The 22,213-nt window shown below is 44.5% G+C and carries 25 protein-coding genes and 1 riboswitch; of the genes, 19 read left to right on the top strand and 6 right to left on the bottom strand.

All coding sequences use genetic code 11. The features are described from left to right. Positions 1 to 20: 20 nt before the first annotated feature. The 10 genes from AC27HD_RS18200 to AC27HD_RS18155 all read left to right on the top strand — a co-directional run bounded on the left by AC27HD_RS18200 (position 21) and on the right by AC27HD_RS18155 (position 5,577). A complete protein-coding gene (locus AC27HD_RS18200) occupies positions 21 to 242 on the top strand; it encodes a PLDc N-terminal domain-containing protein (protein WP_487107657.1) in 222 nt (73 codons plus the stop codon). 129 nt (positions 243 to 371) lie between these two features. Beyond that, entirely contained in the window at positions 372 to 707 is a 336-nt protein-coding gene (locus AC27HD_RS18195; RefSeq protein ID WP_487107655.1) for a hypothetical protein, read from the top strand. A 301-nt stretch (positions 708 to 1,008) separates the two neighbouring features. Next, positions 1,009 to 1,329, top strand: coding sequence for an SHOCT domain-containing protein (locus AC27HD_RS18190; protein WP_487107654.1), 321 nt, complete (start codon positions 1,009 to 1,011; stop codon positions 1,327 to 1,329). 203 nt (positions 1,330 to 1,532) lie between these two features. Beyond that, positions 1,533 to 1,823 carry a hypothetical protein gene (locus AC27HD_RS18185; RefSeq protein WP_487107652.1) on the top strand — a complete coding sequence of 97 codons (291 nt, stop codon included), beginning with the start codon at positions 1,533 to 1,535 and terminating at the stop codon, positions 1,821 to 1,823. Between the two features lie 145 nt (positions 1,824 to 1,968). Then, a complete protein-coding gene (locus AC27HD_RS18180) occupies positions 1,969 to 2,322 on the top strand; it encodes a hypothetical protein (protein WP_487107650.1) in 354 nt (117 codons plus the stop codon). 412 nt (positions 2,323 to 2,734) lie between these two features. Next, entirely contained in the window at positions 2,735 to 3,079 is a 345-nt protein-coding gene (locus tag AC27HD_RS18175; protein WP_487107648.1) for a DUF6694 family lipoprotein, read from the top strand. A 135-nt stretch (positions 3,080 to 3,214) separates the two neighbouring features. Next, entirely contained in the window at positions 3,215 to 3,649 is a 435-nt protein-coding gene (locus tag AC27HD_RS18170; RefSeq protein ID WP_487107646.1) for a hypothetical protein, read from the top strand. A 141-nt stretch (positions 3,650 to 3,790) separates the two neighbouring features. Next, positions 3,791 to 4,186 carry a hypothetical protein gene (locus tag AC27HD_RS18165; RefSeq protein WP_487107644.1) on the top strand — a complete coding sequence of 132 codons (396 nt, stop codon included), beginning with the start codon at positions 3,791 to 3,793 and terminating at the stop codon, positions 4,184 to 4,186. 767 nt (positions 4,187 to 4,953) lie between these two features. Next, on the top strand, positions 4,954 to 5,178 hold the full coding sequence (locus AC27HD_RS18160; RefSeq protein WP_487107642.1) for a hypothetical protein: 225 nt from the start codon (positions 4,954 to 4,956) through the stop codon (positions 5,176 to 5,178). Between the two features lie 69 nt (positions 5,179 to 5,247). Continuing rightward, positions 5,248 to 5,577: a hypothetical protein gene (locus AC27HD_RS18155; RefSeq protein WP_487107640.1), complete on the top strand. Its 330-nt coding sequence runs from the start codon at positions 5,248 to 5,250 to the stop codon at positions 5,575 to 5,577. A gap of 79 nt (positions 5,578 to 5,656) precedes the next feature. Here AC27HD_RS18155 and AC27HD_RS18150 read toward each other — a convergent pair whose 3' ends face one another. From AC27HD_RS18150 to AC27HD_RS18130, 5 genes are all read right to left on the bottom strand, one after another. Then, positions 5,657 to 6,403 carry a hypothetical protein gene (locus AC27HD_RS18150; RefSeq protein WP_487107638.1) on the bottom strand — a complete coding sequence of 249 codons (747 nt, stop codon included), beginning with the start codon at positions 6,401 to 6,403 and terminating at the stop codon, positions 5,657 to 5,659. Between the two features lie 155 nt (positions 6,404 to 6,558). Then, positions 6,559 to 7,380, bottom strand: coding sequence for a hypothetical protein (locus AC27HD_RS18145; RefSeq protein WP_487107636.1), 822 nt, complete (start codon positions 7,378 to 7,380; stop codon positions 6,559 to 6,561). 320 nt (positions 7,381 to 7,700) lie between these two features. Then, positions 7,701 to 7,997: a YfcL family protein gene (locus AC27HD_RS18140; RefSeq protein ID WP_487107634.1), complete on the bottom strand. Its 297-nt coding sequence runs from the start codon at positions 7,995 to 7,997 to the stop codon at positions 7,701 to 7,703. Between the two features lie 44 nt (positions 7,998 to 8,041). Beyond that, positions 8,042 to 9,172, bottom strand: coding sequence for an ATP-NAD kinase family protein (locus AC27HD_RS18135; RefSeq protein ID WP_487107632.1), 1,131 nt, complete (start codon positions 9,170 to 9,172; stop codon positions 8,042 to 8,044). Further along, positions 9,169 to 9,747 carry an elongation factor P hydroxylase gene (locus AC27HD_RS18130; RefSeq protein ID WP_487107630.1) on the bottom strand — a complete coding sequence of 193 codons (579 nt, stop codon included), beginning with the start codon at positions 9,745 to 9,747 and terminating at the stop codon, positions 9,169 to 9,171. The genes AC27HD_RS18135 and AC27HD_RS18130 overlap by 4 nt, the downstream gene beginning before the upstream one ends. A 209-nt stretch (positions 9,748 to 9,956) precedes the next feature. On the opposite strand from AC27HD_RS18130, the gene AC27HD_RS18125 reads away from it, so the two are divergent. From AC27HD_RS18125 to thiH, 9 genes are all read left to right on the top strand, one after another. After that, positions 9,957 to 10,667 carry an FFLEELY motif protein gene (locus tag AC27HD_RS18125; RefSeq protein WP_487107662.1) on the top strand — a complete coding sequence of 237 codons (711 nt, stop codon included), beginning with the start codon at positions 9,957 to 9,959 and terminating at the stop codon, positions 10,665 to 10,667. A 42-nt stretch (positions 10,668 to 10,709) separates the two neighbouring features. Beyond that, entirely contained in the window at positions 10,710 to 11,177 is a 468-nt protein-coding gene (locus AC27HD_RS18120; protein WP_487107628.1) for an acyl-CoA thioesterase, read from the top strand. A gap of 92 nt (positions 11,178 to 11,269) precedes the next feature. Further along, positions 11,270 to 12,469 (top strand): retropepsin-like aspartic protease family protein, encoded by a 1,200-nt coding sequence (locus tag AC27HD_RS18115; RefSeq protein ID WP_487107626.1) that lies wholly within the window; start codon positions 11,270 to 11,272, stop codon positions 12,467 to 12,469. 319 nt (positions 12,470 to 12,788) lie between these two features. Continuing rightward, positions 12,789 to 12,900: riboswitch (TPP riboswitch) on the top strand. A 223-nt stretch (positions 12,901 to 13,123) separates the two neighbouring features. After that, on the top strand, positions 13,124 to 15,103 hold the full coding sequence (gene thiC / locus AC27HD_RS18110; RefSeq protein WP_487107625.1) for a phosphomethylpyrimidine synthase ThiC: 1,980 nt from the start codon (positions 13,124 to 13,126) through the stop codon (positions 15,101 to 15,103). 3 nt (positions 15,104 to 15,106) lie between these two features. Beyond that, the gene (thiE, locus tag AC27HD_RS18105) at positions 15,107 to 16,855 is read left to right on the top strand and encodes a thiamine phosphate synthase (protein WP_487107623.1); all 1,749 of its coding nucleotides are present in this window, start codon (positions 15,107 to 15,109) and stop codon (positions 16,853 to 16,855) included. Then, a complete protein-coding gene (locus tag AC27HD_RS18100; protein WP_487107621.1) occupies positions 16,845 to 17,741 on the top strand; it encodes a HesA/MoeB/ThiF family protein in 897 nt (298 codons plus the stop codon). The genes thiE and AC27HD_RS18100 overlap by 11 nt, the downstream gene beginning before the upstream one ends. Further along, positions 17,738 to 18,016, top strand: coding sequence for a sulfur carrier protein ThiS (gene thiS, locus AC27HD_RS18095; protein WP_487107619.1), 279 nt, complete (start codon positions 17,738 to 17,740; stop codon positions 18,014 to 18,016). Before AC27HD_RS18100 ends, thiS begins: the two co-directional genes overlap by 4 nt. Before the next feature lie 2 nt (positions 18,017 to 18,018). After that, entirely contained in the window at positions 18,019 to 18,807 is a 789-nt protein-coding gene (locus AC27HD_RS18090) for a thiazole synthase (RefSeq protein ID WP_487107617.1), read from the top strand. Beyond that, positions 18,808 to 19,932 carry a 2-iminoacetate synthase ThiH gene (thiH, locus tag AC27HD_RS18085; protein ID WP_487107615.1) on the top strand — a complete coding sequence of 375 codons (1,125 nt, stop codon included), beginning with the start codon at positions 18,808 to 18,810 and terminating at the stop codon, positions 19,930 to 19,932. Between the two features lie 202 nt (positions 19,933 to 20,134). On the opposite strand, the gene AC27HD_RS18080 is transcribed toward thiH, so the two are convergent. Next, entirely contained in the window at positions 20,135 to 22,177 is a 2,043-nt protein-coding gene (locus AC27HD_RS18080; RefSeq protein WP_487107613.1) for an oxidoreductase, read from the bottom strand. Positions 22,178 to 22,213 lie beyond the last annotated feature (36 nt).

Below are 22,213 nucleotides of genomic sequence, written 5' to 3'. Positions count from 1 at the left end.
AAGACATGGAAATATCATAGATGATCGAAGACCAATTGTTGTTATCAGAACTCTTCATTAGCTGGCTTCCTATGCTAATAATACTTGGTGTGTTTTGGTTTGTTCCGTTGTTTGTCATTGGAAAATCAAACAAAGTAGGAAAAAATGAAAAACTGGCTTGGATACTTGCCACTCTTTTTGTTAGTTGGCTAAGCTTCATAATTTACTTGCTATTGGCACCACTAAAGCCGAACGACAAGTAGTATTTCTTATAACAAGCGCATAAACACTCGCTACGCGCGCACAGGACGTTAACACGCAAGGTGGCTTCGCCATTACGCTACACGTGCTTACGCCCATTACTGAAAAATAAGGCACTCAAAAGGAAAACTATGAAAACGTTGGCTTATTGTATTTCTTCTTTCGCTTTGGGGGCGCTTATTGCTGGGTTTCTAGGGTATATTTTATTCATTCATAGCATCCAATCATCCAATGTTTCTGAAATGCTTATAGCCTCTCAGTCCGTCAGCCTTTTAACTCAAGACAATGAGAAGAGTTTGAAGGCCTACCATTGTGCAAATTTAGAAACGAGTATAAGTATATTCGAAGACATCCAAGGTCTATTTTTATCAAATAAAAAACTTTTGGGAACAGAAGAGCAAACGAATAAATTTATCTTAGAAGTTAAAGAGCAATTGAGTAACGAGGGTGTTTGTAAACATGCCTAATAAAACGCTTAAGTCTTTCGACAAAAGCGGGCTCACCTTACCTAATATCGCTGGAATTAACTTCAGACTTAGGCAAGGTGTATAAACAAACATTTGGTGGTAATGTGAGGCCACACATTCTTCGCAATGAACAACGGCGTTTGGGCTTCTAACAAAACATTAAGTCACTCACGACCTTCGCTGGGACGCTAACACGTGGGCTGCTTCGTATATTAGCCCACGCCCCTGCGCCCCTTGTTTAGAATTTATATGCTTATGCGTACGGAATTTGGATAATAGTTTTTTTTAAAAGGAGTTTATTATGGATGACACTGGCATTCGGCAACTGTTGATTTTATTGGTGTTACTACTATTTCTATTTCTTCCTTCAATTATCGCGTTAATTAAAAATCATCCCCATAAGATACTAATAATTCTTTTTAATATTTTTTGCTCTATTTTCTTGTGGTTAGGTTGGTTTATTGCATTGGTTTGGAGCTTTATATTGCCCAGTAATAGCTCATCATCACGCAGCGGTAATACATTCAGTTCAGCAGATGAAATTCGAAAGCTGCATGAGTTAAAAGAACAAGGTGTTATTACCCAAGAAGAGTTTGAAAGCCAAAAAGCGGCACTCCTGTAAAATGACCACATATAACAAATGCATTAACGTGGACGTTTTACGCTTAGCTGGCGCTTATTGCTGCCACATTATTACGCACTTAAGTCAGAAAGTTAATCGGCTTGAATTCAGATAATACCTACAATGTTTCTTAACAAGAAAATCATATCGCCCGCAGCGGCAGGCTAGAACTCAAAAGAAGGTTAGGCACAACTGGAGAAATCATGAATATAAAGACTACTGAAGATGTTGATGGCATTATTTCTCTACAAAGAAATAAACGCATTGCCAAATTAGAAAAAGAAATTAATAGACTTAATTCTATGCCCGCTTTTTTATTTTTTTGTATGATTAGCTATATTGGCTTTGTTCATTTCTCTGGAGGCGAATTATACTCGGTTGGCACTGCCATCTTTTTCGCTGGGATGATTGCAGGCACTGGACAAGCTGCAATGAAAAAAGCGGATTTATTGCATGAACTGTCAGAGTTGAAATCAAGTGAACGTTGTACCTAGCAATCCGGTAACTTCAAACCGCAGAGCTGTTTTTTTCAGCGCAACAAAGCTGCAAGTGGCGTCGACAGGTTCAAGTGCTGTGGCGGCATATGGTTAACATGAATATCTACTTTTAGTGTGTAAGATCAGTTCTTTAGGAAATCGAATGGAATCGAAATTGTTAAAAGTGAAACTACAGCCTAACTCCAAAGAAAAATTATTGGAGCTTGTTGACTACATTAAACAAAACCCCACCGAACCTTTCTCTGAAATGCAGCAAAAGGGTTATTTTTGGGATTCATTTTTCATAGACGACGAAGATTTTCTGTTCATGGTTTTGAAGTCGAAGAATTTTGCTTCTATCATGCAAGACGATGCTTCTTTAATCGAGACAGCGTTCCGCTCACATTATGAAAAATTTCGATCTTTATGCTGGGTTCAGGGCTCTTACCAAGATATTGAAGAGATATTTTGCTTTAATAAAGGGCTGTCTTTCATGGGTATTCCGCATGAGACATAAACACTGAACTCGCAGTTTGCTTCGCAAGCTGCTGATACAAAACAGGCGGCAGCTTAGCCTTCATGCCCCACGTATTTAAGCCCTCTAGTTCGGGATTATATGATGCAAAGGAATGAGTAAAATGTCATTCAAAATCAACTTCTTTATCAGGCCAATCGATACCGGCTACACATTGCAATGGGAACACTTTTTAATTGAAGTGTCCCTCGGTCTCATATGTTCCGTCATGGCCTTTTATGGTTGGAATAAAGGTATGATCATCGTCGCAGTCCCTTGTGCAGCTATAGCTGTTAGCTGTCTCGGACTCGCCTTTTATTCCGTATGTAGGCTTTTTTTAGACAAGCTTGGCCGAACCTAAAGACCAGATAAACTCACTCACTGCGTTTTCAGGAACAGATATTTAAGGAAGGTTATGAGAGTTTTATTTCTATCAATTGCGTTTATTGCTTTATTGGGTTGCGCCAGCACCAAAGAAGAATTTGTTTTCAATGGAAGCAGCGAAACGTCGATCCAAAACGATATTGGCTACATGCTAAAAAAGTTACCCAACAATAAAAGAGTCGACTTTGCCGCAGCGTTGGTTGCTATACAATTTTCTGACGTGACTAGTGCTAATGACTTGCTTGATGACCCCACTATGGAGTCAATCAATTACTATATTTTAAGCAAAAAGATGGATGGCCTTACCTACAAACAAGTAATGGAGTTGGCAGCCAATTCACTAACTAAAGTTTCAGTGAATGTATCACCTCATTAAATGTTACAACGCGCTTAATTTATGTGCCAAATAGCAGGTACACTGAGACACAAGTATGGCGAAGCTTCGCCGCTATCTTAGCAAACTACTATTGGCCAATAGCAAGCTATTAGGCTTTTTAAAAGGAACTTTGATATGGAAATGAATCTACAAAATAAGCCTTTGGCAAACAGGTCTCTATCTTTTGCTGCCGGCATTTTATTTGTCTGTCTGTCGATAGTGATTATGGGCTATGGCGCTGCAGTTGCCGTCCCAGAAAAGATTCTATTACCTCTCATGCAACTTTCACCAACTTTGGCTTTGTCATTAACAAGCTTCATTACTATTGGTCTGCCGCTCACACTTTCGTTTTATCTGCTCGCGGTAATTTTTAGGCGGCTTTTTAACATGGTCAATGCTTCCTTTCTTATCGCTCCGTTTATTCTGTTTATGGTATATGGCTTGGCTACTATCGCGCTTAATAATGACGCTATGTGGTACAACCTTGCGCTTACATTAGCAAAGCTATTGCCGGTTTTGTTGTGTGCTATCTTTTTAGCTCGGCGAAATAAATCAAGCAACAAAACGTAACGAGCAAACTAACGTATTACGCTTTGCGGGCTGGGAGTATGACTCGCCAACGGTTTTGCCACTTTCGCCGATTTCGCCGATTTCGCCAATAGACCATTGCCCGTTATGGAATAAAACCAACAACTAATTACGAGGGAACAAATGAGTAAAGAGGTTATAGGGAAATACATTACAATTTTAGGCTTATTGCTTTTTTGGGCACTTCCATTGGGAATGGCAGATGCGCTCTTCCCCATCTACTCTTCATTTGAAGACATAAGCCTTTTCAGTACCAATGAACCTAAAATTACCCAGAAAGATATGTCAATGTTGAAGCCTATTGTGGTGGGTGTTGGTCTTTTTATGTTGGGGTTAGTGTTTTTATTAGTTTCCGTTACGGTACTAAAGTACCGCACTAGTTGGCTGTTTTGGACTTTGATATTTTATTCATTCTTATTACTTTTTATCATTCCGATTGGCACTTTGTTGGCATTTATAGGGTTGATAACGTTAGGTTTGAATAGGAAAAAATTTGGTTCAAAGAGCCGGGTTACATAACAAAACATCAAACGGGTTCTGACAAGAGCCGCCAAAATCGCTTATGCAACTCGCTATACTTTTTAAAGGGAATTTATGAATAAATAAAACTTTTTTGCTTTTGTTCTTTCTGCAATTGCTGGATTTGGCATTTGGCACTTCAGCTATGATTTAACTGGTCATATAGAGGCTTTTGACAGCTTTCCTTATTATTTAATTTCTTTAGCCGTTGTCGGGGCGCTAGCCCATTTTAGTCCGTCTTATTCTTTCTTGGGCGTGGTTTCGGGGCAACTTGTTACTTTTATCGGTGAATCAAGTGCGCTATTGATTGTAGGAATATTGTCTGTATTCGTAATAAGCCTGCTCACTCCGTTGTCGGCCCTCTTTTTTTGTTTAGCGGTTAGAGAATACAAGAGAAGTTAAGTCCGCTCGCTGAGCGAGCTGGAACACTAGCACCTGAGTTGACTGACTTCGTTCTGATTTTAACCCATGTAGTGTCGCCCTCAGTGGAAATGTATATTTTTAGACAGACAGGAGGTTAAAGTGAAAGCGGCAATTTTTATGTTATTTGTGCTTTTAACAGGAAGCGTTTCAATAGTCGCCACCTTTACGTTACTTGTATACTTTTATCAATAATGCCAGAAAACAAAAAACCAATGTAAAGACCTATAAATGGAATTATTATGACACTAGTACCCTACTCCAACTTAAAGCCTAATAACCTAGGCGCATTATTGTGTATCGCGCGCTACCTAGCCTAGTTGGGATACGTTTTCTTTGGACTCGCTATGGTGTTGTTTCTTGCTGTTACGCTGAATTACTTTTCCCAAAGTGAGCCAACGCTGGTCAGAGGAAGCCTTGTTTACAGCGGTCAACCGGCTTTATTCAAATCAGTTATGGTTGGCTTCTTTGGTATTGGCGCATCTATCCTCACTCTCATAATATCGAGCCTCTGCGCAGCACTAGTATCTTGGGAATCCACTTTTTCAAGCCCTAAGCATGAAAGCGTATAAACGCGCTAACTCCCCTTACTTAAGAGCTTACACGCAACACAGTTTTTGCCGTAATGCCAAGGATATAAAATGACAATACTTCGGATAACTCGAGACAGCGGCTTTGCGGACAGAACAAGAAACTACACCGTTATTGCCAATGGCATCACTTTAGGAAAAATAAGCGACGGTGAAACAAAAGATTTTGAAATTAAGACAAATACACAAGAAGTATATTTGAGTATCGATTGGTGCCGTTCAAATAAACTCGCCGTTACTCCCTCTGGGAATGATGTTATTCACCTTACAGCCGAGCCTTCATTACGTGGTTTCAGATTATTCTTGGCGGTTGCGTATATAGCGATAATGCCAACCAAATATATTAGGTTAACAGCAGGCTATTGGCCCCGCTTCGTCTGATACTAGATTATTTAGCTTGTCTCTTTTAATAGCTAGTTGCGTATTACCATCGACTTACAAGGCCATCTTTACTGGCTGCCTACTTTGCTGTAAGACCCAGCTCTGCAAATTTAATAGTATCGAGTGAATCAAACTGAATAGCGCAGCCCTGCTCAATCATGGTGAGCCACGCAAAGCGAAGCGCATCCGCGCGCTTTCCTGTCCAAAAATCTTTGGTTTTGTTAATATAGGCAACGACTGGCTTGGTGTGACCATCGCGGTAGATACGGCGGATAAAGGTGAAGTCAGGTCCAAATGATTCCATAACAGCTGAGTTACTTACATCAATTGACGTTAATAGCTCATTGAAGGCCTCTTGGTTACGTCCCTGCCGATAGGCCACCCACGCCCTGGCTATTCCAACAAAATGCGCTTCTGTACTAAAATTATCAAATACATTACCGGCTATTTGCTGATCTCTGCTTAGGCGTTCGCCGTGCTGGAACATAAGGTCAATCTTGGCGTTTACGGTTGGTACCGACTCAAATTGAGCGCTGTAAATAAGGTGTCGGCTTAAATCCCCTATCACTTGATACGGATTGCTATTCGCTTGGCTGCTTCGCTCATAGTCTCGTTGAGTACGGTTCAACATTCGCTTGTTTTTGCGTTCAAAATAGTCAAGCCGCTCTTCAACAAACTGCTTGTATTTAGGGTCGTTACAGCCTGTTGCGCCTAATTCTGCCTGCTCTTTTTCAAAGAATGCGAGTGCAGGCCCACTAAACACCAGTGTGACTACACTTATCAATAGGACAACAAAGCAAAATTGCGTAAACGAGCGCAGTGACATTAACTTACCTTTTGAATAATTATTAGGGCGTGTGAACTTTACTACATACTCTAAATACGTATAGATTGATCTACTTGGTAGCTCGTTCTAGAGGACGGATGGCAATAAAAAGCCCCGCATAGCGAGGCTTTAGAAAGAAATAGAATTCGTGAGGCTTAAAATCTAAATGTACCCAATAGTGTTAATGAGCCTAGTGTGCCTTCATCGGTATCAACACCAGCACCAATGCGAATTGATGAATGCGCATTAAACCAATAGTTAGTGCCCAACTCTATGACGTTTTCAGAACCAAAACGATCATTGTTCTCGTGTATTGCCATAACACCTACACTCCAGTTGGCTTTGAAGTAGTAATCAGCATCGACTTCTAATGTAAGCTCATCATCAAAGTGCGTACCCTTAAGCTTGATATCCCAACCAGGTTTAAAGCTTGAAGGATTGAAACCGAAGCTTGTGTAGCGAGCGAATACACTGGCACTGAATTCAGAATCACCAAAACGTTGCACATCGCTTCCACCATCAAAAGCTCTGAAGGTTTCATCAAGATCGTAAAAATCGACGCCCGCTCCCACTTCCCAATTTTCAGAAACAAACTTTGAAACATCAACGCCAAAGCGCTGTAGAGTTGCATCGTAGAATCTGTTGTCGTCAGTCGTTCTACCGTAACGGCCTCTTACCACTAAATCGTCTTGTGAAAACCATTCTCCAGTAACATTAAACTGGTCGATGTTATCAATACCGAAATAGTCTACCGATACATTGTTGCTGCGCTGAAGGTATGGGCTTATTGCGTAAGCCTGCTCGCCGATATTTACCGTATCAAAATAATGACGGTAGCTGGCACCAATGAAATTATCATCTGCATCTCTGACATCAGAGAAACCAATGCTGACTTCATGGTTAATTGGCGTAGTTTCGGCAAATACGGTAGGAGTAGCTAGAGCGAGGGCGCAAAGGGCTGCACGTGTAACAAACATAATAAATCCTTTTTATATTGCTAGCACCGTTATCTATTCGATGCTTCTAAAAAACGAGAGCACAATATAATAGATGTTATCTGAACACAAGATGAATAAATGCGGTAATTGTTGCTGGATTAATAACCTAACATGTTGAAAAAAGAATCGTTTTTTAAGAGGTAGGATTAACAGGTTTGTATTTGCTAGTTCGCTGCCAGTTTACTGTAAGCTTTCTATACTCGCTGGTAATAAGGTATTTTTGAGGTGTATTTACATTGCCTTTGGGGTGCATTTGCAACACGAAACCACGTTTTACCGTGGTTCATGAGTGATGTAATTTACACAGCATTAAATAAGCGAGACCATAATGCATTTACACGTTTTGCATCGTCTTGTTCAAGCTCGTTATTAGCAAACGCGTGCTCTAAGCTTGTCGTCATGTTTTCATCAAGCTGGTTCATGGTTGCGTTTTCTTTCATTTCTAATTGGCGAGACTCTACTGCAAAATGCCCCTGCAGATAACTTGCGATAAACAGCTCATCATCATCCCCATGATTAACAACATCATCTAGTGCAGCTTCAATTTTTGCGATTTTTTCTACCACGTCGTGTGGTGCAGCAGCAGGTGGTAACACTCTCTTCTCCTTTGTTATTGCTTAATTCGTTTTTACAAATCGTTTTACAGGGCGTTGTACAACACTTTGTCTTTATAGCCGGTGATAATAGTGAATGCTCCAGCAAGATCCTCATCTAATTGTGGGTCGCCAGAGTCTAACCGAAGGGGCTTGCCCTCTAGCGCTTGGACCTTTTGTTTGGTTGCCACAACTATCATGTTTTCTTTGCCCAACTGGCGAATAAAAGCAGGACTTAACTGCTGATTGCCTCGCCCAAGAATGTGTCCCTGACCGCCAATAACGGTAAGTACCACCTTGCTAGGCTTGTTACGGGTTAACTCTACCAGTTCGGATGCCGTCACATCATTGGCAACAAGCTCTCCGTTTTTGATGACATCGACACCAAGCAACGTATTGTCTAACCCCAGATACTCCATAACCGAGCCTACGGTTGAGCCAGAGCCCATCACAAATAAGGTGCCTGGTTCGTCTTCCATAATTTCCGATACGTAAGCAGAGATATCGTCAAGCACCAAAGCCTCGTCTTCCTTGCCTCCCATTTTTACTGCTTGAACGTAAGTCAGTTCGGCGGGAACTCGCATTTCACCGTAATGCTTGGCAATGACTTTACCGCCTCTAAAGGCATCTTCATCTATGTCGCGCACCTCTGCGTCCATGACACTGACTAACTCTCCAGCAATCATTTGACTAACTACCTGCCCTGCAGCTGCTGGAGAAACACAATAAACACCAGAGTGAATTTTACATCCAGCGGGAACGCCGAGCACCGGAATAGCCTCGCCTACAACGCGACAAATATTGCGAGCGGTTCCATCACCACCGGCGAATAACAACAAATCGACACCGGCTTCTACCATTGCATGGGCTGCATTTTCTGAATCTTCACCCTCAGTCTGAGCTTCAGGGGCGTGATAAATAACCTCGCAAGGAATTCCCAAAGAGGCACAAACGCTTTCACCCATTTCGCCCGATGCGGTAAGGACCGTAAATTGCCCTGAAAGCGCGTCTAAAATACTCAGCGCTTTAGCCATTTTTTCGTTGGCTTTTTTCTCGGCTCCCATGGCGAGGGCCTTTTCTCTTATTTGAGCACCATCACTTCCCTTTAATGCAAGCGCGCCGCCTATACCCGCAAAGGGGTTTACTATAATTCCTAGCCGAAAAATTGGGGTACTCATGCGGCGTCATCTCCAATGCATTTAGTTGATGAAGTGTCGTTGTTTTTGTCAACGGAAAACGTGGTGGCGAGCGCCGAAATAAAGCGCTGGGCTCGATGGGGAAAACCAACTTGCTTATAGTGCGCTAACTGCGCTGCAACGTTTGCGGTAAACCCCTCTCGGTCAGGCTCGGCTCCATTAAGGTTATCGGTGCTTACCTGAAACTGCCTTCCAGCGGCCTCAGTAAACGCCCACTCAATAGCCTGGGGCTTTATTTCTACCTTTTCAAAGTCGAGCTGCTGCTGTGTATCTCTGCCATCTGGACAGTACCAATACCCGTAATCTTCTAACAGCCTGCGTTTTTCACCCGCAATACACCAGTGCGCCACTTCGTGTAGTGCGCTAGAAAAAAAGCCGTTTGCGAAAACAATTTGGTGATAGCTGCAATACTTACTCGCGGGCAGGTAAATGGGTTCATCACTCCCAAGCACCAATCGTGTGTTGAAGTCGGCAAAGGTGCTATTGAACAACGCGATAAGCGTTGGCACATCGGTGTCTATTTCGCTTAATTCGTTGTGGTGGACAGAGGTATTCATTTCAACTCACGCTTACTTCTTGTGGCTTAGAGGAAATATCTCAAAGCTTTGATGAACTCTTGACTGTAGAGAATGCGTACTTTGAGTACGCGATTGATTTTGCGAGATTATACCAGTAAAGAAATGACTTCTCACTTGAAAGCTAGACGCGCATGAGTCAATCTACGTTTACAACACTAACCGCCCTCTTTGACGATGGAGTGAGAATTTTGGCGCAAGAGATCATTAAACATATTCATCGAGTAAATGCTCAGCGAGACTTGGCAAACAAACTCGACCTAATGGCGCTTATCCATCAACTACAAGACTGGCAATGCCAGCGGCTTCTAGTGTCTCATGATGATCTTGCGAAACAGCAGCGCTATCAAAAAGCGATGGCTTTTTTCGTAGAAGAGCTTTACGGTCCCAAAGATTTTAGTCAACGAGACGCCGATTTGGTAAGGGTGATCCCGAAACTTGCCAAAGTGCTTCCTGAAAAAGCGATGAACGCCATGAACGACGCACTGTCGTTAAATGCGCTGTCTTTCGATTTAGACATGGAAATGGCGCAATATTTAAATAAACATTTTGCGACACAACCGATTAATCGCGATTCTTACGCGCAAGCCTACAGAAGCGTAGGTCGAAAAGATGACCGAGAAAGCCAAATCACCATAATTTCACACCTTGGCGATCAACTAGCCGATGTCATCAAGGTTCGAGGGATTGGTATGCTAATTTCCATGTCTCGGCGGCCTGCCAAAATGGCTGGGCTACTCGCGCTACACGAATTCTTAGACCGAGGGTTCAACGCATTTAAAGCAATAGGTGATGTTCAAAGCTTTATACAGCCGGTGTTAGAACGCGAAACTAGGCTTATGGAAATATTACTGAGTGAAAACACCACACTGCCAGAAGATAACCCGCTGCCAGTGGTTTAAACCGAATAGGTAGCAAGCCTATGAACATGAAAGGAAAATAGCGTGACAGAGCATACGTTAAACTGGGTGTATGATGCTCCATTTATTCAACATTGGCATATTGATGAAACTCACATCGACCACTACAAACATGTGAATAACGTGGCCTACCTGTCGCAGTTAGAAAAGCTAGCCTGGGCCCATTCTAATGCCCTTGGCCTGCAATTTTCCGATTACCAATCGCTAAATAGGGGCATGGTGATTAAACGGCATGAACTCAACTATCACCTTCCCGCGCACCTAGGTGATACCTTGGAATGCGCAACCTGGATAGTGCAATGCGATAAGCGCCTTACTCTTACTCGTCAGTTTCAATTTATTTGCCCTGTACGTAACAAAACGGTATTTGATGCGCTAACCACGTTTGTTTGCGTTAGCCTTGATGCTGGAGTGCCTAAGCGAATGCCCGCTCAATTTATTGATGCGTATCACACTGCTTGTATATCAACCGGCGACATTGCAAAACCCTAATTCATTACCCCAGACACGCGACTTGCGAACTATTAAATATGAAACAAAATGATATTTACCTTCATCGCACCATTTTCTACAGGCTGAGTTAAATGAACCGCATGCTGCTGATAACACTGTTGCTTGTGCTCACCGCTTCGCTACTGCTTAATGTTTATCTTTGGCAGCGCTTTTCAAATTCTCCGCAGTCGAATCCCCACCTAAATAAGAATGCGTTAACTCAAAACCTTGCAGCACAAAACGATGATGCTAGCTCGCCTAACGGGTCTCGCTCTGAAGGGGTGTATAAACGCAGTGGCAGCAATAGTATCGACGGTGCCAGAAACATAGATGATAGAAACATAGATGGCGCATCGATAAAAGGAATGCGCTCACTGTCAGAGCTCAATGCGTTACTACACAGTGGTGATATGGCCGCACTGGCTGCGTCCCTCAACAGACAGCTGAGAGTAACGCCGTTAAGTGAGCCCTTATTGCTGTTAGAGGCCGAGCTTATAAGACAAACCAAGCCGTTACCTACTGCACTACTCAACTATTATGATTTGGCAGATTTGCCCCTATCAAATACAGCGTTAATTGAAATAAACGAAAAGATTCAAACCTTGTATCAGCAAGCACAGCAGCAATTTAGTCGCAGTCATCAGTGGGAGCTGGTAGCAAAGCTTAACGAACCACTTTTTCAGCGCGTGCCAGATAACAAAACGTTCACCGTTAACTTAGCAACCGCGTACGCCCATCAGTTAAAAGTTACCCTAATGGAAGACGTATTAGCAGCCCTTCCCTTTAACGACCCCGACGCGCAGGCTATTCGAGATATAGCGTCTGATCAGCAGATAGCAGCTACTGAACCAGACTCTGATACCACCGGCGAACCCCAGCTTCAAGACTCGTTTTTAGAGGAAGGCAACAACGTTCGCGTGAAGCTAGAACGCATTGGAAATTCGTATCATGTTAACGCTGTGGCGCTTAACCAGCAGGCATTTATGATCCTCGATACCGGTGCAAGTACAACGGCAATTTCATCTAATTTATATGCCCGTTTAGGCAAGATGAGAAACTTAAACTTTATTGGTATCTTCAATGTTCAAACGGCTTCTGGAAGTGTTGAAGCCCCCCTTGTGCGAATTCCAGAATTTAGGTTTGCTGGGTACACGTTTAACGATGTTTCTGCCATTGTATTGCCTGAAGAAGCACTGCCTGATGCAGATGGACTATTGGGGATGAATATTCTCGGTGAGTTTGATTTTTCGATACTGCCAAAAGAAGATGTGCTCATTCTTAATAAGCGTTAAGTCGCGCTAGTGAGCACTGTTATTTTTAGCACAGATGACTTTATTGGAGACGGCATTATTGGAGATATCTTTGTTGCAGATGGCTTTATTCCAGATGGATTAATTGAAATCAGCTTTATTTAAAGGAAATGTAATCACGCTGGAGAATAGCCTCACCCAAAATGAAAAACCACTAATAAACAAATATTTAACTGCACCTTAACGAAACTTCGGCACTTCATTATTGCCTGTAAATTTCAAAAACCAACCTCATTATGACACTTAGTGCATTAACACTGCGCTTGTAATCGCCTCTGATGTGATCATATAGTAATACCTCAGTTACTTGTCGGAGTGCTTCACTGGAAACCCAGTAAGCTGAGACTGCGAAAGCAGGATCCGTAGAACCTGATCAGGCTAATACCTGCGAAGGGAACAAGAGAAAATGTTGGCTTTGTATACAACCATTTTGCATAAAATCACTGTTTCTAAGATAAACATATTATGTAAATTCGGTGCGTAAACACACTCGGTACGCAAAATTATGGCTATCAAAGGCTGTCGCCCAAGGCGATGACATTGAGTGCTAATTATTTGTACTTTCCTCGCCTTCATTTTCCTTTTCACTCCTGACAAGCATTTTATCTAACGCCAACTGAAGAAGGCCAAAATGCTATGTCGACACGACGCGAACAGCGCCAACAAGCACAACAATTTATCAATGAATTAGCCGGTGAGGCTTACCCAAACTCTACTCGTCACTATGAGATAGGAAGTAGCAATGATATTAAAGTTGCTATGCGCCTTATCCACCAGCATGACAGTTTAATAGGTGGTACAGAAGAAAACCCACTTTTAGAACCTAACCCTCCTATTCCTGTTTATGATACCTCAGGGCCCTATGGCGACCCGCATGAAACCATTGATGTACACACAGGTTTGCCTGCCTTGCGCACGCCATGGATAGAGAACCGCGCCGACACTCAAGAGCTCCCTGGTGTAACGTCGTCTTTTGCCAAAGCGCGAGAAGCGGATTTATTTACTGAGGATTTTAGGTTTGTTCGCACTGCAAAGCCTAAAAAGGCGAAAGCCCAAAACAATGTAACGCAACTGCACTATGCTCGCAGAGGCATTATCACGCCCGAGATGGAATACATCGCCATTCGGGAGAACATGGGCAGACAATCGATAAAGCAGGCTGAGCTATCTCAGCAACACGCTGGCGAAAGCTTTGGTGCTCTCCTACCCGACGCAATTACCCCAGAATTTGTTCGCCAAGAAGTGGCGGCGGGCCGGGCAATTATTCCCTGTAACATCAATCATCCCGAACTTGAGCCCATGATCATTGGACGCAACTTCTTAGTGAAAATTAACGCCAATATTGGTAATTCAGCAGTGACTTCTTCCATTGAAGAAGAAGTCGAAAAGTTAGTGTGGTCTACCCGATGGGGCGCCGACACCATTATGGATTTATCCACGGGCCGAAACATTCATGAAACCCGCGAATGGCTGTTAAGAAACAGCCCGGTGCCGTTAGGTACTGTGCCCATTTACCAGGCGCTCGAAAAAGTGAACGGCGTGGCCGAAGATCTCGATTGGGCTATTTTTAAAGACACACTTATTGAGCAAGCCGAGCAAGGTGTAGATTACTTCACTATTCATGCAGGGGTGTTGCTTGAATACGTGCCGCTTACAGCCAACCGCGTTACGGGCATTGTGTCTCGCGGTGGTTCAATTATGGCAAAGTGGTGTTTAAGCCATCATAAAGAAAGCTTTTTGTACGAACACTTTCGCGAAATTTGTGAAATTTGCGCTCAGTACGACGTGTCACTTTCCCTAGGCGATGGCCTTCGCCCTGGAAGCGTTGCCGATGCCAATGATAAAGCCCAGTTTGCCGAGCTTCATACCCTTGGTGAGCTGACTAAAATTGCATGGAAATACGATGTTCAGGTGATGATTGAGGGCCCAGGTCATGTGCCAATGCACATGATTAAAGCGAATATGGAAGAGCAGCTTACCCATTGCCATGAAGCGCCATTTTACACCCTTGGGCCTCTAACGACCGACATTGCTCCGGGGTACGATCACATTACTTCAGGCATAGGCGCAGCAATGATTGGCTGGTATGGCTGCGCAATGCTTTGCTATGTAACGCCTAAAGAACATTTGGGCTTGCCCAATAAAGAAGACGTGAAGCAAGGGCTTATCACTTACAAAATAGCGGCCCACGCAGCCGATTTAGCAAAAGGCCATCCAGGTGCTCAAATTCGGGACAATGCCATGTCTAAAGCCCGCTTTGAATTTCGATGGGAAGATCAGTTTAACCTTGCCCTCGACCCTCACACCGCTCGTGCATATCACGATGAAACCTTGCCCCAAGCATCGGGTAAAGTAGCTCACTTTTGTTCTATGTGCGGCCCTAAATTTTGCAGTATGAAAATATCTCAAGAGGTGCGGGAAGTAGCTAAGGCGTCGGCAAAAGAATCAGCAAAAGAGCAAGCTAAAGAGGCTGGACAAAAGGCTGAACAAGAGACAGCCAAACAAGAAGCTCTGGAAGTACAACAAGAAAAAACGCAAGGGATGCAAGATATGGCGAAAGCGTTTAATGAGAGCGGCGCCGAGCTGTATCACCGTGCTGATAAAACAGTAGGCTAACCCATGAGTGAACTAGAAACAGCCTGCTCGCCAATAGTATGGTGCGTGGGCGGCACAGACTCTAGTGGCGGCGCGGGTGTTACCCGCGACCTTGCTACACTTGCCGACTTGGGCGTACATGGCTGCGCCATTGTGACACTGGTGTCGGCGCAATCTCATAACACAATGTTAAGCAGTGCGGCTATGCCGCTGTCGTTGATTAACGAACAGTGGCAACTAATAGCAAACGACGGACTGCCCGCATGCATTAAAATTGGCGCTATTGCGAACGATGAACAAGCCCATTTACTCCACGCGCTGATTGAAACCCTTGATACCCCGCGCCCTTTTATTGTGTGGGACCCAGTATTGTTTAGCTCATCTAAAGGCAAATTAGGTGAACTTAGCGAAAATGCCATCAAGCAACTGCTTTGTTCTGTCGATTTAGTAACACCCAACATAAGTGAATTAACAAGCCTTACAGCAGTTGCTGTAGGCGGTGCTGTTGTTCAAGGAGTTAACGGTGAGAAGGATGTTCTAAACGCCGCACGTACGTTAATGAACCTCGGCGCGAAAAGCGTTTTAGTAAAAGGGGGCCATGCCCATTGGCAGCACGATGCTACCGATGTTTTTTTCACTCAAAACGAAGCAGTAGCCTTCTCTCAACCAAGAGCAAAGCACAGCGAACTGCGAGGAACGGGCTGCATGCAGACCAGTGCTATTGCAGCATGTGTCGCAAAGGGCTATTGCATTAATGATGCGCTAACGCTGGCCAATGCCTATGTAAAAAATGTTCGGGACATTTCAGCGCCTTCAATACCAAGCGCTCAAAATTCACTCACGCCCAGCCAGCAACACCCGCTTAATGCGCCTTATGCGCCTAAATTAGCAGGCTTTCCCGAGAAACCATGCGTCTTCCCCACGGTAAACTTTATTAACGGTGACACTTTGCACGGCTCTAGCTTTAGCGCTTGTACTGGCGTTAGTTCAAATGCTTTTACAAGTGTTTATTCAAGTGCGCATGCGAGTGCTTATTCAAGTACGCATGCGAGTGCTGATGTGAGTGCTGATGCAACCGCTTATAAAATCGATAGCGAAAATGAAGCCACAGTTAATCCGCACAAGAGCCATACAGAACCGTTCTTACCACTACTAAACTGCAACCATGATATTTACCCCGTAGTTGATAGTGCTGATTGGATAGACGCACTTCTGCCTACAGGAGTCACTATTATTCAGCTGCGTATAAAAGAGGATGAAGGGGCCTTTAATCACAAGCGCATTAGTGAACAGATACAACGAGCTGTGGCGCTGACAAAAGGTACATCATGTCAGCTTTTTATCAACGATCATTGGCAGCTCGCGATTGAGCATGGTGCTTATGGTGTTCATCTTGGGCAAGAAGATCTTTTTACTGCAGATATTGAAGCAATCAAAAAAGCAGGCCTGCGCTTAGGTGTATCTACCCATGGTTATGCTGAAATTCAGCGAGTGAAAAAACTAGCGCCTTCGTATATTGCGCTAGGCCATATTTTTGCCACCACAACCAAAGACATGCCCTCAATGCCACAAGGCATTAAACGCCTTAAACATTACGTGGACTTGTGCGGCAATATTCCCACTGTAGCCATTGGCGGCATTAATAGCGCCCGCTGCAAAGCAGTCGCCGACACAGGCGTTACCCATGTTGCCGTAGTTAGGGCAATAACCGAAGCCCCCTGCCCTCATGCCGCGTATCACACCCTTCAAAAGGAGGCTGGCTTTGTTAACTAAACAAGATATTCGACGCTACAGCCGACAGCTACTGCTAGAAGAAATTGATGAAGAAGGCCAAACAAACCTTCATCGTTCCCATGCGGTAGTAATAGGCCTTGGCGGCTTAGGTACGCTGGCTTCTCGATTTTTAGTGGGTGCTGGCCTTGGCAATATTACGTTAATTGATGGCGACGTTGTGGACGTGACCAACTTACAGCGTCAGGTTAGTTACAATGAAACCCACTTAGGGGATTTAAAAAGCAAGGCGCTAAGTCGCGAACTGCATAAAGTCGACCCCAACATCAACATAAAAGCAAAAAGCGTGTTTGCCGATAAGCGTAACCTTCAACAGCTTATTGATAACGCGACCTGTGTGCTCGACTGCACCGACTCGGTGACTATAAGAAAAGACATTAACGCCGCCTGCGTTGCAGCTAAAAAGCCGCTTTTTATTGCAGCAGCCAGCGGATTTTCTTGGCAGGCGATAAACTTACCCTGCCATTCCTTTCTTACTTCGGCACATCAGTTACCCCCCGGCTCTGCTTGTACTGGCGAGACTCATGATACAAACCAGGCTAATTTTACTAGCCCGACTAATCATGCCGACCTAGCTAATTACCATAGCCCGACAAACAACGTTGGCCGCAACCTCGATCCCCCCTGCGGCTGTTATAACTGCCTAGTGGCACAGCTTAATTTAACCCAAGACTGCCAAAGCCAGGGCGTTTTAGGCCCTGTCGTGGGAATTGCCGCCTGCCATCAAGCAACGCAAGCCCTACTTTTTTTGGCCAAAAGGCACTTGGCAAAAATTCAATGGGGGCGCTATATCGTAGGCAACGCAGTTAATGCCACCATTCAGTCTTTCCATTTACCTCCCTCACCAGATTGTAAGGTATGTCAATGAATTCAATTAGTCGTCAATCTAATAACGTCCACACTGGCGTTGTCAAAAACGCTGCCAGCGCTGAAACGACAATAATCACTATCGTTTTAAACAACCAATCTCAAACCTGTGAAAGCCCCATTTCTGTTGGTGAAATAGTGCATGGTTATGCGCCAAACGTTGAAGGTACTGCAGTTGCCTATAATCGCGCTATTTTAAGTAAGTCGCAGTGGTCTCTTACCCATCTTAACGATGGGGATAGCGTTGATATATTTACCTTAGTGGCGGGAGGATAAGCATGTTTACACTCGCAAATCATGAGTTTTCTTCTCGGTTACTCACGGGCTCAGGCAAATTTAGTAGCGCTAATACCATGCATGATGCGGTTTCTGCAGCCGGAAGCGACATGGTCACGCTCGCGATGAAGCGCGTTACGTTTAGTGAAGGGCATAGCAGTGGAAGGAGTAGTAGTGATGATGAAACACTGGCTCTGCTTCGAAAGCTGGGTGTTACCCTGTTGCCAAATACATCAGGGGCGAAAACTACCGAAGAAGCGGTTTTTGCCGCTGAACTTGCCTTTGAGGCAATAGGCAGTCAGTGGATAAAGCTGGAAATTCACCCTGACCAACGCTATTTGCTCCCCGACCCAATCGAAACATTAAAGGCGGCAGAGACTCTGGTTAAAAAAGGCTTTCACGTGCTGCCTTATTGCGGTGCCGACCCCGTGCTGTGTAAGCGGCTAGAAGAGGTTGGCTGCGCAGCGGTTATGCCACTAGGTGCGCCTATTGGCAGTAATCAAGGGCTACAGACAAAACCTTTTCTTCGCATTATTGTTGAGCAGGCAAAAGTGCCCGTTATTGTTGATGCCGGCATTGGCAAACCCAGCGACGCAATGGCGGCCATGGAAATGGGGGTAGATGCGGTATTAGTGAATACTGCCATTGCCACCGCAAATAAGCCTATTGCCATGGCAGCGGCTTTTAAGTGTGCGGTTGAAACTGGACGTAAGGCTTTTGAAGCAGGCTTAGGGGCGCCCAAAGACCGCAGTATTGCTACCAGCCCTTTAACCTCGTTTTTGGAGTTGTAAATGGACGTAGCCCGACAATTATTGCAGCAAGATTTAGCCCATATCGCCTTATCACTTAATGCTAAAACGGCAAAAGATGTGGAGCGCGCACTCACTAAGCACACCCTTGATATCGATGACTTTATGGCGCTTATCTCTCACGCCGCGCTGCCCTATTTAGAAGACATGGCCGCGCTGTCGCAGCAGCGCACTCGCCATCGATTTGGCAATACCATGAGCTTGTTCGTGCCTTTGTATTTGTCTAACTTATGTGCCAATGAGTGCACATACTGCGGCTTTACTATGAGCAATAAGATTAAGCGCACCACCCTTGATACCAATGAGATACAAAACGAAATAAGTGCCATTAAGCATATGGGTTTCGACAATGTATTGCTGGTAACAGGTGAACACGAAACTAAGGTGGGTGTTCACTATTTTGAGCGTGTGCTTAAGGCAATACGACATAGTGTGAGTTACCTTATGATGGAGGTGCAGCCGCTAAAGCTTGATGATTATGCCAAGCTAAAAGCGCTAGGTTTAGACGCGGTATTGGTATATCAAGAGACCTACTCGCCGCAGTACTACGCTAAATATCACCAACGAGGCAAAAAGCAGGATTTTTTGTGGCGACTAGAAACCACCGATCGTCTTGGTAAAGCAGGCATCGACAAAATTGGTATTGGTGCGCTACTTGGCTTAGGAGATTGGCGTGTAGACAGCGTAATGACAGCGCTCCATGGCCAGCTGCTACAGCAACACTATTGGCGAAGTCGTGTTTCAATTTCGTTTCCTCGCCTTAGGCGCTGCGAAGGCGGCGCAAACCAGCTGCAAAACGCTCAACTTCCAGACGAAAAGCAGCTGCTTCAACTTATCTGTGCACACCGATTATTTAACCCTCAAGCCGAACTGTCTTTATCAACTCGGGAATCGGCAAGGTTTAGAGACGGCGCGCTTTCATTAGGTATAACCAGTATGTCAGCGGCATCGCAAACTCAGCCCGGAGGCTACAGCCAACCCACTGAGGCCCTTAGTCAATTTGATATTGATGATAACCGGCCTGTAGAACAAGTCGTTGATGCAATTACAAAACAAGGACTGGACGCGGTGTATAAAGACTGGCTTGCATTTTCATCTATCGCTTAGTAATGCTTAGCTTTATAAAACCTGTTTTATGAAAGCTGTTTGGGAAGGCTGTTTGGAAAAGCTTTTGATGTAGAGGCTTACAAAATTGGCTCACAAAAACACGGGCAGCAACCATTTAAGTATTTCAGGACGAGACAACAGGCAATAAAAAAGGAGCCAAATGTTAAGGCTCCTTTTTTTTATGCTGCAACAAAGGTGATAACTACACCTCAGCGCACACTCTTGTACCTTGGTCGATAGCGCGCTTGGCATCAAGCTCTAAAGCCTCATCTGCACCGCCCACTAAGTGATAAGGCATTTTTAGCCCTTCAACAATATCTCGCAATGGCTCTTGCCCTGCACAAATGATGACATTGTCTACAGGCAATACTTGGCTGTTACCGTCTACGGTAATGTGTAGCCCTTCATCATCAATTTTATCGTAGGTAACGCCTGGGATCATAGTAACCCCTTTTGCTAGCAAACCAACTCGGTGCGCCCAGCCAGTGGTTTTACCTAAGCCACGCCCCACTTTCGACGACTTACGTTGCAGCAAGAATATTTCACGAGGCGATGGCTCAGGCTGAGGTTTCATTCCCTCAATTCCCGCTCGCGCTGTCATTGTCATATCAATGCCCCACTCTTTCATAAACGCCGGAATGTCTAAGCTTGGGGTTTCTTTTCCGTGTGAAAGGTACTCTGCAGTATCAAAACCAATACCACCGGCGCCAATGATAGCCACTTTGTTACCTACCGGTTTCTTGTCTCTTAACACATCAACGTATGACATCACTTTGCTGTGTTCAATACCCTCGATAGCTGGCATTCTTGGCTTGATACCTGTTGCCACGAGCACATCGTCAAACCCTTCGTCGTTTAGGGTTGAGGCGTCAACACGGGTGTTGAGTTTCAAGGTAATGTTGTCGTGTAGCTCTATTTGACGGGCGAAATAACGAAGGGTTTCATAAAACTCTTCTTTGCCAGGAATTTGCTTGGCAATATTAAACTGCCCACCAATTTCACTTGCGGCATCATAAATAACGACATCGTGGCCTCGTTGAGCTGATGTGACCGCAGCTGCAAGACCCGCAGGCCCAGCGCCTACAACCGCTACCCGTTTTTTGTTGTCGGCAGGTTTTACATTAAGCTCTAGCTCGTGACACGCACGGGGGTTTACTAAGCAGCTGGTCATTTTGCCGCTAAATACATGATCTAAGCAGGCTTGGTTACAACCAATACAGGTATTAATTTCATCCGCTTTATTTTGCTGAGCTTTGCGCACAAAGTCAGGGTCTGCAAGAAATGGGCGAGCCATGGACACCATATCTGCATCGCCACGAGCAAGCACGGTTTCAGCCACATCGGGCGTGTTTATGCGGTTTGACGTAATAAGAGGAATAGACAGCTGCTCGCGGAATTTCGCCGACACCCAGGTAAATGCTGCGCGGGGTACTTTAGTGGCAATGGTTGGAATTCGCGCTTCGTGCCACCCTATGCCAGTATTGATAATAGTTGCACCGGCTTTTTCGATTTCTTTACCTAGCTGCACAACTTCATCGAAAGTAGAGCCGCCTTCCACTAAATCCAGCATAGACAAACGGTAAATGATAATAAAACGCTCACCTACGGCTTCGCGAACTCGGCGAACGACCTCAATTGGCAATCGAATACGGTTTTCGTATTCACCGCCCCACTCATCATCGCGATGGTTAGTTCTACGGGCAATAAACTGATTTAAAAAGTAGCCTTCAGAGCCCATTATCTCTACGCCGTCGTAGCCTGCGCGCTGAGCTTGAGTAGCGGTGGTTATAAAGTCGTTGATCTGCTTTTCAATTTCATCCGCTTCAAGAGCTTTAGGCTTATACGGATTAATGGGTGCCTGCACCGCTGAAGGCGCAACCAGTTTAGGACCATACGCATAGCGACCGGTATGCAGAATTTGCATACAAATTTTGCCACCAGCGATATGCACGGCATCGGTCACTTCTTTATGGTTTTTAATGGCTTCATCAGTATCAAGGCGAACCGTAGATGGATGGGTTGAACCCTCTTCATTTGGCCCGATGCCGCCCGTTACGATAAGTCCTACACCGCCACGAGCACGCTCACCGTAAAATGCCGCCATGCGTTTGTGACCATCAGGAAGCTCTTCTAAGCCGGTATGCATTGAGCCCATGATCACGCGGTTCTTTAATTGGGTAAAGCCTAAATCGAGAGGACGAAATAGGTGAGGATATACAGTATGGTCGGTAACGGTCTGGTTCATAGTCTATTCCTGAAATTAGAGTCGTAATAATGTTGT

The sequence above is a fragment of the Alteromonas sp. 4NS20-0143 genome (genome assembly GCF_057542855.1).
The sequence above is the reverse complement of the archived record's forward strand: the minus strand, read 5'-3'. Positions and strand labels throughout refer to the sequence as shown.